We start from the raw sequence: 12,095 nt of genomic DNA on the forward strand, positions 1-12,095 counted from the left end.
TTCTGCCCTCTCTCCCGCACATGATTTCCTCCTGCTCGCGACCGCGTTCAGGCCGCGCAATCCTGCTGTTGGCCTCCGGCCCGGCACTGCTCCCGATTGGCGCCTTTGCGCAGTCCGGAACCGTGTCGGCGCCGACCCCGCTTGCCCCCATCCGGGTCGAAGGCGCGCGCGACGAAAGTCCGGTCGGCGTGACGACGCTGCCGTCCTCCACACTGGATGCGCTGCGCGCGACCAGCAGCGACACGGCGCGGCTGCTGGAGGGCATTCCGGGCGTGTCGACCTACGGTGCGGGCGGCATATCCAGCCTGCCGTCGATTCGCGGCCTGTCCGACGAGCGTCTGAAGATCACCGTCGATGGCATGGACCTGATGTCCGCCTGCCCCAACCACATGAATCCGGCGCTGTCGCTGATCGACCCGAGCAAGGTCGAGACGGTGGCCGTCTACGCCGGCATCACGCCAGTCAGCGAAGGGGGCGACAGCATAGGCGGCGCAATACAGATCCGGTCCGCACGGCCGAAATTCGCCGCGTCCGACAACGAAACGCTGACCGAAGCGAAGGTCGGCACCTTCTTCCGCAGCAATGGCAACGCCCGCGGCCACAGCGTGGACCTGTCGATTGCCAGCACACAGCTGAGCGTGCGCTACAGCGAATCCGCCAGCGAATCCGACAACTACCGGACGGCGGGAGATTTCAAGCGGGACGGCTTCTGGAAGCAGCTCGGTCAGCGCCCGGTCGCGGAGCGCGAGGTCGCATCGAGCGGCTATGCCGGATCGAAGAACAGGGAGGTCGGCCTGGGCCTCGCGTGGTCGTCGACCAGCGTCCTTCACCTGACCTTCAGTGAACAGAAGCTCGACTACCAGGGCTTCCCGAACCAGCGCATGGACATGATCTTCAGCCGGCCGGATCCAGCCAATCCGGGCAACTACGTCATTGCGGAAAACACACCGTCGAACGAGAACCGGACCATCAACCTGCGCTACCTCGGACAGCACGCCTGGGGCGAACTCGAAGCACGCCTGTTCCTGCAGACCGTGGCGCACCACATGGATCTGAACCAGGACCGCTTCTTCGGCATGTTCATGCCGATGAAGTCGGACGCGAGCACGCTGGGCGGGCTGTTGAAGGCGAGCATTCCGGTGAGCCCGGAACATCTGCTGCGCGTCGGTACCGACTTCCAGCAGTATCGGCTTGACGACTGGTGGCCGCCCATCGGCACCGCACCGGGCGCGATGTGCTGCGACGATTTCAAGAACATCCGCAACGGCAAGCGCGACCGCATCGGTCTGTTCTCCGAACTGGAGACCAGCTGGAACGCGGCCTGGCTCAGTCTGCTGGGCATCCGCGGCGGTCTGGTGCATGCGGACGCCGACAGCGTGCAGGGCTACAGCAATTTCTACGCGGCCGACGCTGCCCGCTTCAACCGGCGCAACCGCAGCACGAACGACACCCACCTCGACCTGACAGCGCTTGTGCGTTACACGCCCGATGCGCGGCAGAACTACGAGGCCGGCATCGCGCGCAAGACGCGCTCGCCCAGTCTGTATGAGCTTTACCCGTGGTCCAGCTTTCCGATGGCCGCCCTGATGAACAACTTCGTCGGCGACGGCAACGCCTACCTCGGCAACCCCGACCTGAAGCCCGAGGTGGCCTACACCGCGAGTGCGAGCGCGCACTGGCACGACGAAGGCAAGGAGCGTTGGGACTTCAAACTGTCTGGCCACGCCACCTATGTCGACGACTACATCGACGCGCAGCGCTGTCCGCGCGCGCTCAGCGCCCAGTGCAACGCGCTGAACAGCAACGCTGATGATCGCTACGTCATCCTGCAGTACGTGAATCAGCGGGCGATGCTGCAGGGCGTCGACCTGTCCGGTTCGACACTGATCGCACAGCATGCAGACATCGGCAAGCTCTACCTGAACGGCATGGCGAGCTACGTCGACGGCCGTAACCTGAGCACCGGCGACAAGCTCTATCACATCATGCCGCTGAACGCGAAGATCGCGCTGGAGCACCGCTCGCAGCGGTGGACGAACACCCTCGAAGTGCACTCGGTTTCAGCCAAGGATGAGGTGTCGCGTGTCAGAAACGAGGTGCAGACCCCGGGCTATACGCTGCTCAATCTGCGCAGCAGCTTCGCATGGAAGAACGGCCGCCTCGACCTCGCGCTGGAGAACGCGCTGAACAAGTTCTACCTGCTGCCGCTCGGCGGTGCCTATCTCGGCCAGGGCAATTCGATGACCACCGGTGGGATCCCCTGGGGCATGTCGGTTCCCGGCCGGGCGCGATCGCTGAATGTCGCGCTCAACCTGAGTTTCTAGTCGCAGCGGACGCCGGCGCGACGATTTGCCGCATTCCGCCGGCGTGTCGAGTTCGCTCTAATGCGCGCCACCGAGTCGCATCCGCGCTCATGAAAAAAAGGAGACATGACATGGTCCGCCCGCAATCCCTGACGCTCTCCCTCGCGCTCACCTTTGCACAGCCGCTCACCGCCCAGGCGCATGTCGGCTACGGAGGTCGTGATTTCGGCAGCTTCGATGCCGCCGGAGGCAGCGTCACCATTGCCAATCAGACCGTGTCCGGCAATTACGGCTGGGCCGACGGCCTCGACGCCGACTTCGGCGACTCGCACCGGCTGCGCGCCTTCCGCTTCTCGCTGAGCACGACCACTACCGTCACCTTCAGCGTCGCCGCGAACGCGGGCGCGACCGCCACCTCCGTCGGCGGACTGCTGCCCGGCTTCTCGATCTACCAGGGACTGGCCCACATGGCGCCGTTCGGCGCGGACCACGACGGTGCGGCGGCCACCGTGGCCTACCTGTCGTCGCTCGATGGCGCCCCGAAGGAAGGCGCATTCCGCGCACTGAACGACTGGAAGATCGGCAATGACGCCGGCGACCCGCTGTCGCTGTTCACCTTCCGCGGCCATGCAGCCGACAGCGATCTCGACGGCTTCGTGACTGGCAGCTTCGAACTGGCCGCAGGCGACTACAGCATCTTCGTGGGTGGCGTGAACTACGTGTCGCAGCTGGATGCGATGCGCCCGACCTACGGCATGACGGCCACGCTGGCGGTCGCCGCCGTACCCGAACCCGAAACCTATGCGCTGCTGCTGTCCGGTCTCGGGCTGCTCGGCCTCGCCGTCCGCCGTCGCAGCGGATGCTGACCAGACGCCCCGTCAACCACCGGCGCGCGACGGCTCGCCGGTGGTGAGGTCGAAGGGCGCGATCAGCGTCTCGCCCGCTGTATGCACCACCAGGCGGGTGCGCCAGCGCATCGCGCCGGTGGCACAGATGGGCAGGGTGACGCTCGCCTCGAAGCCGCCGGTCGGCCGTGGCGCCAGCACCTGCCTGAACAGTCCCATGTTCATGTCCGTGCCCTCGAACTCGAGCTCGACCTGGCGGACATCCACATTGTTCAGCGCCAGCGACGCGACGAAGGGCGTACCCGCCGGGACCGGACGCGGCATCACCGTCAGCTCCAGCCAGCCTCCGCGGTCGAGCGCCACGCGACAGGGGCCGTGGTCCAGCCGGCAGGGCGGCGACGCGAGCACGCGCGGCACGGCGTCGTCCACGAAGTCGCGCCGGCTGCCGACGATCACGATGCCGATCAGCAGCGCCACGATCAGCACATGCGGCAACGACTGTCGAATCAGGGCGGGCTTCATGCTGTGTGCGGTCCAGGAGCGTGGCGTGTCGAAAGCGGTGAGTGTGCACCAGGCGCTGTCAGCGCGGGCGGCACGCGCACGCAGATCGATTGAAGCACCCGCAGCGAATCCATAGACTGAACGCATGCCCCCGCACAGCACTGCCTTGCCATCCGCACCGCGGCCCGCGCAAACGCCGGCGCGGCCGCACGACCGGCTGCTTCCGGGCTTGATCAGGGCGCGCTGGTGGGCACTGGGCGCGCTGCTGTTGCTGCTGACCATTGCCCCCGGACTGCTCGACCTGCCGCTGCCGCAACAGCCGATGCTGGCCATTCTCGCCGCGGTGGGCCTGTGGAACGGTCTCATGCATTGGCAGTTGCACCGCAGCGCCGGTGCGCCGGACGCCACCGGCTGTCTGCTTCAGCTGTGCATCGACCTGCTCGCCTTCGCCGCGCTGCTCTATTTCAGCGGCGGCGCGACCAATCCGCTGGTGTTCATGCTGCTGCTTCCGGTCGTGCTGTCGGCGCTGCTGCTATCGCGCGGCGCGGTGCTGGCGATCGCCGCACTGGCCATCCTGCTCTATTCGGTACTGATGGTGCGGTTCATTCCGCTCGAACTGGGCGACGCCCGGCGCGCGACCGCGCTGCACCTGTCCGGCATGTGGCTCACCTTCGTCGTGTCGGCCGCCATGCTGGCCTGGTTCGTCATGCGCACGACCGACGCACTGCGCCGGCGCGACGCCGAACTGGCGCGCGCTCGCGAACAGACCTATCGCGACGAACGCGTGCTGGCACTCGGCGCGCTGGCGGCGGGGGCTGCACACGAGCTCGGTTCACCGCTGGCCACGCTGGCCGTACTGGTCGGCGAGATGGAGCGCGAGGCGCCGACGGACACGACCGCGGCGGCCGACCTGAAGCTGATGCGCGAACAGATCGCCTACTGCAAGCGCATCATCACGCGCCTGACCGAGCAGGCCGGCGACCAGCGCAGCGAAGGCGCAGAGTCGATGCGCTGCGACGCCTGGCTGGAAGGTCTGCACGCCGCATGGCGCAGCCTGCGCGGTGACTGCGACTCCACCTTCACGCTGCTCGGTAGCGGCGAACCGCCGGTCATCGTGATCGAGCCCACGCTGGGCCAGGCTGTGGTCAGCCTGCTCGACAACGCGTTGCGTGCCGGTGCGCCGGTCGACCTGGCACTCGACTGGAATGCCGAGGAAGTGCGCATCGAGGTGCGCGACAGCGGACCAGGCTTTTCCGAGGGCGTGCTGCACAAGGCCGGACGCCAGGCCTTCGGCGACGCTGCCCAGGGCAGCGGCATCGGCTTGCTGTTGACCACTGCCAGCCTGGAGCGGATGGGCGGCAAGCTCGAACTGGACAACCCCTGGACCGGCGGCGCACGCGCGACGATCCGGCTGCCTCTCGCACGGATAGGACTTCATGTCTGAATCGATACTGGTCATCGACGATGACGAAACCTTCAACGCGGTGCTGGTAAATGCACTGCGCCGGCGCGGGCTGGACGCCCATGGGTGCACCGACCCCGCCACTGCGCTTGCCGTGGCCGCACGGCAGAAACCCGCCCGCGTCGTGCTCGACCTGAACCTGAATGGCACGTCCGGCCTGTCCCTGGTCAGGCCGCTGATCGACGCGCTGCCCGATCTGCGCATCGTCGTGCTGACCGGCTATGCGAGCATCGCCACCGCGGTCGATGCGATCAAGCTGGGCGCCTTCCAGTATCTGGCCAAGCCGGTCGAGGTCGACGCCATCCTGTCGGCCTTCGATTGCGTGGTGAGCCCACCTGCCGAAGACATGCTCGATGCCGAGCCGCTGTCGGTCGGGCGCCTGGAGTGGGAGCACATCCAGCGCGTGTTGAAGGAACACGACGGCAACATTTCCGCCACCGCACGCGCACTGAAAATGCATCGCCGGACGCTGCAGCGCAAGCTGATGAAGCGCCCGGTCAAGGCCTGACCGGGGGCTCGGCGGTCGCGCTGCCTCAGTGGTGTGCGTGACCCGCTGCAGGCTGGATGTCGAGCACCGCGGCCGGCATCTTCAGGTCACGCGTGGTCTGCCCCTCGGCGGGAATCTGCGACCAGTCGTTCGCGCCCTGTTCACACACCTGCGTCACCTTGAACCAGCGCCGTCCCGCCGCGTCGGGCAGCTTCATCATCAGCGCGAATTCGTCGTAGTGGGCATCGGCCAGCGGGCCACCGCGCCAGCTCACCTCGACCACAGCATCGGTGACCGGCTTGCCGTGATTCATCAGCGGCTGCGCCAGCTTCTCGCTGCGCGTACTGACCGTCCAGCCCGGCTTCACCATCGGTTTCACGCTGGCCATCGGCTCGGGCAGCGTCACCGTCAGCGCGACGGTGGCCGAACCATCGCAGCCGTGGCCGACGCGAAACACGCCCTTGTAGTAGCTGCCGGCGGTCGCAACCTGCTGTTCGAGCACGACGTGCGCGCTGGCGACGAGGGGCGCCACCAGCAGCACCAGTGCGCAGATCCTGATCTTCATGCTTACATCCTCCATTCGATGCCGGCATAGACGGCGCGGCCATCCCCCGGCAGGTACACGTTGCGCGCAGCAGCCGCCAGCGCGCTGAAATCGCGCACCACATTCGTGGTGGCAGCGTAGCGACGGTCTCCGAGGTTGCGTCCCTCGATGAACCAGGACAGCTGGCGGCCGAGCTGCTGCTGCATGCGTAGGCCGAAGATGGCGTAGTCGTCGGCGAACTCGGTATTCGCCATGTCGACCGCATAGCGCTGCGGCGACCATTCCGCGCTTGCAGCAATCTTCAGCGGGCCGCCCGGCGCACCGGCAAAGCGGTAGCCCAGTTCGCCGCGGAACAGCGTGCGCGGCACGCCGGGCAGGCGGTTGTCGCCGAACAACGCATCGCTGTCGAAGCGGAAGTCGTTGTAGAGCAATGCCTGCCGCCACTCGAAGCCGCCGCCGAACTGGCCGTTGGCGGCGAACTCGATACCACGGTGCAGCGTGCGCGGCACATTCAGCGTGGTGTTGACCGGTGTGCCCCCCAGGTTCAGCGAATAGGCCAGCAGTTCGTCGGTCACCTTGGCGCGGTAGAGCGCCAGATCGACCGCACCCCAGCCGAAGCTACCGCGGCCACCCACTTCCCAGGTGGTCGCACGCTGCGCGCGCAGCGAATCGATCACCGCGGCGCCGCCGGTCAGTTCGCCGAAGGACGGCGGTTCGAAACTGCGCGACACATTGCCGAACAGCTGCACCGCCGGCGACAGATCGTGACGGATGCCGAACTTCGGGCTCCAGCCTTCATAGGAACGGCTGAAGCTCTCGTCAGCACCGCCACACACGAGCGGACCGCCGGTGAAGCACAGGTCGCGGCTGCGCCGGCGTGCATTCGTGTACTGCGTACCGACCACCGCGGTCCAGCCCGGAACGAAGGTGAACTGATCCTCGACATAGGCTTCGACATTGCGTGCCGAGGTGTCGAGCTTGTTGGTGCGCGCACCGCGCGCGCCGCCGATGTTCACCCAGCGGTCGTCGTCGGTGTCGCCGCGCGAACTCGCCAGACCGGCCACCAGCCGGTTCGGCCGGCCGGCCAGCGTGCCGTCCGACACCATGCGCAGTTCTGCGCCGAAGTCCTTGCTGCGCTGGTCGAGCACCTGGAAGATCGGGTGGAACAGGTCCTTGTCGGCGTAGTAGGCCGACAGCTCGAAGCGCAGACCGTCGGCCGCCTGCCAGACGGTGCGGTTGGACACGCGCCACAGATCGATGTCGCGCTTCTGGTTGCCGGTGATGTTGGCGGCGGCCGCCTGGCGCGGATTGTCGCGCAGTTGTTGGCGCGTCAGGTTGCCCGGCAGTTCGGAGTCGCTCTGCGCGGCCTGCACGAAGAAGCGCGTTTCCAGCGAAGGTGCGAGCAGCACGCCGAGATTGCCGACCACGCGCTGCGTGTCCTGCCGCGCGTGATCGCGGAAGCCGTCCTGGGCGAAGCTGGTCGCGCTGAAATAGCCGTCGACGCGCCCTGCCGCGAACCCGCCGGCCAGCTGGCTGCGCAGGTAGCCGAAGGCGCCGGTCTCGGCACGCACCGTCAGCGGCGGCGCGTCGTGGCCGGTCGGCGATACGTAGTTGATCGCGCCGCCCAGCGTGCTCGATCCGTACTGCAGCGCATTGGCGCCGCGCCACACTTCAATGTAGCGGGTGGCCAGCGGCTCCAGCACCTGGAAATCGCCGCCACCGTCGGCCAGATTGATCGGCACGCCGTCCTGCATCAGCTTGATGCCGCGCAGGTGGAAGGTGCGCTGCAGTCCGGAACCGCGGATCGACAGCCGTGATTCCTCGGAACCGAAGCGCGGCTGCACGAACACGCCGGCGCTGTAGCCCAGCGCGTCCTGCAATGTGGATACGCGGGCGTCGCGGAAGCTGGCAGCGTCGATCACCGCGGCGCCGCCTGGCGTCAGCGCGAGCGCGGCGCGCGCTTCGTCGATGTCGGGCAGCGTGGCGGCGTCGATGCGCCGCGCCTCGACGCGCACGGCGGGCAACTGCAACGTGCCGTCGGCGAAAACAGCCGGTGCGGCCACCAGTGTCGCAAGGGCGAAGGGAATGCGTTTGAGACGCGCGCGCGCAGGCGCGGTCGCGTGGAACGACGGGAACATGACGGTACTTTCGAATGGAGTGCGTCGCGCCGCGCGCAGGCGCAGGACGGCGACACGGAACGCGCGACGGCGATCAGGCCGTCACGCGGACGAAGGCGAGGGAATCAGGCGAGCGCTGGCGGCGCGCGTGGGGAAGGCGCCAGCAGCGTGGCGGCGGTGACGGCGGCAGAGAGCGTCGGCGGCGGCGCCTGCCTCTCGGCATGCAGCGCGAACACGGCATGCGCCGCTTGCGTCGGCAGCACCGGCAAGGACTGCGCAACGCACCAGGGGCAATGACCGGCGTTGCCGCCTTCGTCGTCACCCTGTTCCGCGGCCGATGCCGATCCGATGCCGAAAGCGGTACAGATCTGCGCCATGCCGGTCGGATCGGCCGACTGCTGCCAGCGCATCAGCGTGGGCAGCAGCGCCTGCGCGCACACTGCGAACAGCGCGAGCATCAGGGCGAGGCGGAAACGGGGGCGGGCGGGCGACATGGGCGCGGATGGTAGCCCGCCAGCGGCCCGCCGCGCAACACAGGCGGCCGGCGCACGCTGCATGCGTTAACATGTCGCGTCCGGCGCTGCCGCGCCCTGGTCCGAGTCACGCCAGAAAGTCCCCTTACTGATGATCCGAAAGTTGCTGCGCCGGATATTCCGTCGCCCCGAAGACAACGCCCGTACGCAGGCCGCGAGCAGCGGCCCTGTCCATATTCCGCGCGCACAGCACGGCATCGCACGCGAACAGCTGCTGCCGGCGGCGCGCAAGGTGTGCGATTCGCTGCAGGCCGAGGGTTACCAGGCCTATGTGGTCGGCGGCGCGGTGCGCGATCTCATCGCCGGCATCGAGCCGAAGGACTTCGACGTCGCCACAAGCGCCACGCCGGAACAGGTGACCGCGGTGTTCCGCCGCGCACGCATGATCGGCCGCCGCTTCAAGATCGTGCATGTCATGTTCGGCCGCGACGTGATCGAGGTCACCACCTTCCGCGGCGACTCCGAAGCGGTGACCGACGAGCACGGCCGCATCCTGCACGACAATGTGTTCGGCACGATGGAAGAGGACGCCGCGCGCCGCGATTTCACGGTCAATGCGCTGTACTACGACCCGGCGACCGAAACCGTCGTCGACTTCCACCACGGCGTGGCCGATCTGAAGCAGAAGACCTTGCGCATGATCGGCGACGCGCCGCGCCGCTACCGCGAAGACCCGGTGCGCATGCTGCGCGCGGTGCGTCTGGCGGCCAAGCTCGGTCTGGTGATCGACCCCGACGCGCGCGAGCCGATACGGTCGATGGCCAGCCTGCTGGAGAACGTGCCGCCGGCCCGCCTGTTCGACGAAATGCTGAAGCTGCTGACCAGCGGTCACGCGGTGCGCTGCGTGCGCCAGCTGCGCGAGGACGGCCTGCATCACGGCCTGCTGCCCCTGCTCGACGTCATCCTCGAACAGCCGATGGGCGAGCGCTTCGTCATGCTGTCGCTGGAGCGCACCGACGAGCGCGTGCGCGAGGGCAAATCGATCTCGCCGGGCTTCCTGTTCGCCACGCTGCTGTGGCACGAAGTGCTGGCCGACTGGGAGAAGCGCAAGCAGGCGGGCGAACCGTCGATCCCGGCGATGTTCGAGGCGATGAGCGCAGTGCTCGACCAGCAGGCGGAGAAGCTCGCCATCACTCGGCGCATCGCCACCGACATCAAGGACATCTGGCTGCTGCAGCCGCGCTTCGAACAACGCGCCGGCAAGCGCCCCTACCGCCTGCTCGAACTGCCACGCTTCCGCGCCGCCTACGACTTCCTGCTGCTGCGGGCGGGAAGCGGAGAGGTTGAACAGGAATTGGCCGACTGGTGGACCGACTTCGCCGCCGCCGACGGCCCGACGCGCGAATCGATGCTGCGCCCGGAAGAAGCGCCGAAGAAGCGCCGCCGCCCGCGGCGCAAACCGACGGCCGGCGAGGCCGCGGCCGAGTGATGCTGCCGCAGCTGCCTGCATGGACACAGGCCGCCGGTCTGTTGATCGCGTCGAACGTGTTCATGACTTTCGCCTGGTACGCCCACCTGCGCGACCTGAACCACCGGCCGTGGTGGTACGCCGCCCTGTTTTCCTGGGGCATTGCGCTGTTCGAGTACCTGCTGCAGGTGCCGGCGAACCGCATCGGCCACACGCAGCTGTCACTCGGCCAGCTCAAGATCATGCAGGAGGTGATCACGCTGAGCGTGTTCGTGCCCTTCGCCGTGTTCTACATGAACGAACCGCTCAAGCTTGACTATCTGTGGGCCGCGCTGTGTATGCTGGGCGCGGTGTATTTCATCTTCCGCTGATCTACCGATCCGCTTCCCCGACCGGAATTCCCCATCGATGCTGGACAAGGCACGCTACATCGTCGTCGAAGGACCCATAGGTGTGGGCAAGACCTCGCTGGCCCGGCGGCTGGCCGACCACCTGCAGGCGCCGACGCTGTTCGAGAAGCCGGAAGAGAATCCCTTCCTCGGCCGCTTCTACCAGAACATGGAGCGCTACGCGCTGCAGACCCAGCTTTTCTTCCTGTTCCAGCGCATGGAACAGCTGCGCGAGGTGATGCAGGACGACCTGTTCTCCGGCCGTCTGGTGGCCGACTTCCTGATCGACAAGGACCCGCTGTTCGCGTCGATGAACCTGACCGACGACGAATACGCGCTGTATCGCCAGATATACGCCTCGCTGAAGCTGCAGGCGCCGGCACCGGACCTCGTGATCTACCTGCAGGCCGACGCCGACACGCTGGCCGAGCGCGTGCGCCGGCGTGGCCTCGACGCCGAGCGGCGCATCAGCGAGAGCTATCTGGCCCGCGTGGTCGAGCGCTATGCGCGTTTCTTCTACCAGTATGACGCCAGCCCGCTGTTCATCGTCAACGCTGAGGAACTGAACCCGGTCGACAGCGACGACGACTTCGCGCTGCTGGTCGAGCGGCTCGGCCAGATGCGCTCCTTCCGCGAATTTTTCGGATACGCCTCATGACCTATATGCGCGACACCGACCCGGCGCGCCGCCCGGTCACGCTGAACACCCTGCTGCGCATGCGCGCGAACGCCGAGCCGATCGCCATGCTCACCTGTTACGACTCGACCTTCGCCGCCGTGTGCGATGCCGCCGGCGCCGAAGTGCTGCTGGTCGGCGACTCGCTCGGCAACGTGCTACAGGGCCACGACACGACGCTGCCGGTCACGCTGAACGACATGGCCTATCACACCGGCTGCGTCGCCCGCGGTCTGGCCAACGTCGGTGGCCGTGCCTTCCTGATCACTGACCTGCCCTTCGGCAGCTATCAGGAGACGCGCGAACAGGCGATGCGCTCGTCGGTGCAGCTGATGACCGCCGGTGCACAGATGGTGAAGCTCGAAGGCGGCGCCCACATGGCCGACACCGTGCGCTTCCTGGTCGAGCGCGGCGTGCCGGTGTGCGCCCATCTCGGCCTGACGCCGCAGTCGGTGCATCAACTCGGCGGGTACCGCGCCCAGGGTGTGACCGACGCTGCCGCCGCCCGGCTGCTGCAGGACGCCAAGGAACTGGAACAGGCGGGGGCGACGATGATGGTGCTCGAAATGGTGCCGGCCCGCCTTGCCGCCGACGTGACCGCGAGCACGCAGCTGATCACGATAGGCATCGGTGCCGGCGTCGACTGCAGCGGTCAGGTGCTGGTGCTGCACGATGTGCTCGGCCTGTTCCCGGGCCGCCGCCCGCGCTTCGTGCGCAATTTCATGCCGGGTGCCGACGACGTGCATGACGCGTTGAGCCGTTACGTCGCCGCGGTCAAGGACCGCAGCTTCCCCGGCCCCGAACACTGCTACTGATCCAGCGAGTCTCCC

The 12,095-nt window shown here is 67.4% G+C and carries 12 protein-coding genes; 8 read left to right on the forward strand and 4 right to left on the reverse strand.

What is annotated here, in order from left to right:
- The first annotated feature begins 122 nt into the window (after window positions 1–122).
- Together AC51BJ_RS11890 and AC51BJ_RS11895 are read left to right on the forward strand one after the other, a co-directional pair.
- Window positions 123–2,324 (forward strand): TonB-dependent receptor, encoded by a 2,202-nt coding sequence (locus tag AC51BJ_RS11890; protein WP_496280364.1) that lies wholly within the window; start codon window positions 123–125, stop codon window positions 2,322–2,324.
- 110 nt (window positions 2,325–2,434) lie between these two features.
- Window positions 2,435–3,169, forward strand: a complete 735-nt coding sequence (locus AC51BJ_RS11895) for an FxDxF family PEP-CTERM protein (protein ID WP_430433159.1) — start codon at window positions 2,435–2,437, stop codon at window positions 3,167–3,169.
- Window positions 3,170–3,181: 12 nt separating this feature from the next.
- On the opposite strand, the gene AC51BJ_RS11900 is transcribed toward AC51BJ_RS11895, so the two are convergent.
- Window positions 3,182–3,670 (reverse strand): hypothetical protein, encoded by a 489-nt coding sequence (locus AC51BJ_RS11900; RefSeq protein WP_430433158.1) that lies wholly within the window; start codon window positions 3,668–3,670, stop codon window positions 3,182–3,184.
- A 208-nt stretch (window positions 3,671–3,878) separates the two neighbouring features.
- Here AC51BJ_RS11900 and AC51BJ_RS11905 point away from each other — a divergent pair, with 208 nt between their 5' ends.
- Together AC51BJ_RS11905 and AC51BJ_RS11910 are read left to right on the forward strand one after the other, a co-directional pair.
- Window positions 3,879–5,093 (forward strand): sensor histidine kinase, encoded by a 1,215-nt coding sequence (locus AC51BJ_RS11905; protein WP_496280365.1) that lies wholly within the window; start codon window positions 3,879–3,881, stop codon window positions 5,091–5,093.
- A complete protein-coding gene (locus AC51BJ_RS11910) occupies window positions 5,086–5,619 on the forward strand; it encodes a response regulator transcription factor (protein WP_496280366.1) in 534 nt (177 codons plus the stop codon). Before AC51BJ_RS11905 ends, AC51BJ_RS11910 begins: the two co-directional genes overlap by 8 nt.
- Window positions 5,620–5,644: 25 nt before the next feature.
- Here the strand turns inward: AC51BJ_RS11910 and AC51BJ_RS11915 are convergent, their stop codons facing one another.
- The 3 genes from AC51BJ_RS11915 to AC51BJ_RS11925 all read right to left on the reverse strand — a co-directional run bounded on the left by AC51BJ_RS11915 (window position 5,645) and on the right by AC51BJ_RS11925 (window position 8,753).
- The gene (locus AC51BJ_RS11915; RefSeq protein WP_430433155.1) at window positions 5,645–6,163 is read right to left on the reverse strand and encodes a YcnI family copper-binding membrane protein; all 519 of its coding nucleotides are present in this window, start codon (window positions 6,161–6,163) and stop codon (window positions 5,645–5,647) included.
- Window positions 6,164–6,165: 2 nt separating this feature from the next.
- Entirely contained in the window at window positions 6,166–8,280 is a 2,115-nt protein-coding gene (locus AC51BJ_RS11920; protein ID WP_496280367.1) for a TonB-dependent receptor family protein, read from the reverse strand.
- Between the two features lie 104 nt (window positions 8,281–8,384).
- Complete coding sequence (locus tag AC51BJ_RS11925) at window positions 8,385–8,753, reverse strand: DUF2946 family protein (protein ID WP_496280368.1); 369 nt, start codon at window positions 8,751–8,753, stop codon at window positions 8,385–8,387.
- A gap of 130 nt (window positions 8,754–8,883) precedes the next feature.
- Between AC51BJ_RS11925 and pcnB the strand changes: the two genes are divergently transcribed.
- The 4 genes from pcnB to panB are packed head-to-tail and all read left to right on the forward strand — an operon-like array spanning window position 8,884 to window position 12,080.
- Window positions 8,884–10,221, forward strand: coding sequence for a polynucleotide adenylyltransferase PcnB (pcnB, locus tag AC51BJ_RS11930; protein ID WP_496280369.1), 1,338 nt, complete (start codon window positions 8,884–8,886; stop codon window positions 10,219–10,221).
- A complete protein-coding gene (locus AC51BJ_RS11935; RefSeq protein ID WP_304003753.1) occupies window positions 10,221–10,571 on the forward strand; it encodes a DMT family protein in 351 nt (116 codons plus the stop codon). The genes pcnB and AC51BJ_RS11935 overlap by 1 nt, the downstream gene beginning before the upstream one ends.
- 37 nt (window positions 10,572–10,608) lie before the next feature.
- On the forward strand, window positions 10,609–11,247 hold the full coding sequence (locus AC51BJ_RS11940; RefSeq protein WP_019919244.1) for a deoxynucleoside kinase: 639 nt from the start codon (window positions 10,609–10,611) through the stop codon (window positions 11,245–11,247).
- Window positions 11,244–12,080: a 3-methyl-2-oxobutanoate hydroxymethyltransferase gene (panB, locus tag AC51BJ_RS11945; RefSeq protein WP_496280370.1), complete on the forward strand. Its 837-nt coding sequence runs from the start codon at window positions 11,244–11,246 to the stop codon at window positions 12,078–12,080. Before AC51BJ_RS11940 ends, panB begins: the two co-directional genes overlap by 4 nt.
- Window positions 12,081–12,095: the final 15 nt, after the last annotated feature.

This window comes from Methyloversatilis sp. S146-33 (genome assembly GCF_059552495.1).

Bases quoted from the DNA above. Each gene is read 5' to 3' on its own strand.
- pcnB (WP_496280369.1), top strand. From the start codon at position 8,884: ATGATCCGAAAGTTGCTGCGCCGGATATTCCGTCGCCCCGAAGACAAC.
- AC51BJ_RS11940 (WP_019919244.1), top strand. From the start codon at position 10,609: ATGCTGGACAAGGCACGCTACATCGTCGTCGAAGGACCCATAGGTGTG.
- AC51BJ_RS11925 (WP_496280368.1), bottom strand. From the start codon at position 8,753: ATGTCGCCCGCCCGCCCCCGTTTCCGCCTCGCCCTGATGCTCGCGCTG.
- panB (WP_496280370.1), top strand. From the start codon at position 11,244: ATGACCTATATGCGCGACACCGACCCGGCGCGCCGCCCGGTCACGCTG.
- AC51BJ_RS11895 (WP_430433159.1), top strand. From the start codon at position 2,435: ATGGTCCGCCCGCAATCCCTGACGCTCTCCCTCGCGCTCACCTTTGCA.
- AC51BJ_RS11900 (WP_430433158.1), bottom strand. From the start codon at position 3,670: ATGAAGCCCGCCCTGATTCGACAGTCGTTGCCGCATGTGCTGATCGTG.
- AC51BJ_RS11935 (WP_304003753.1), top strand. From the start codon at position 10,221: ATGCTGCCGCAGCTGCCTGCATGGACACAGGCCGCCGGTCTGTTGATC.
- AC51BJ_RS11910 (WP_496280366.1), top strand. From the start codon at position 5,086: ATGTCTGAATCGATACTGGTCATCGACGATGACGAAACCTTCAACGCG.
- AC51BJ_RS11920 (WP_496280367.1), bottom strand. From the start codon at position 8,280: ATGTTCCCGTCGTTCCACGCGACCGCGCCTGCGCGCGCGCGTCTCAAA.
- AC51BJ_RS11915 (WP_430433155.1), bottom strand. From the start codon at position 6,163: ATGAAGATCAGGATCTGCGCACTGGTGCTGCTGGTGGCGCCCCTCGTC.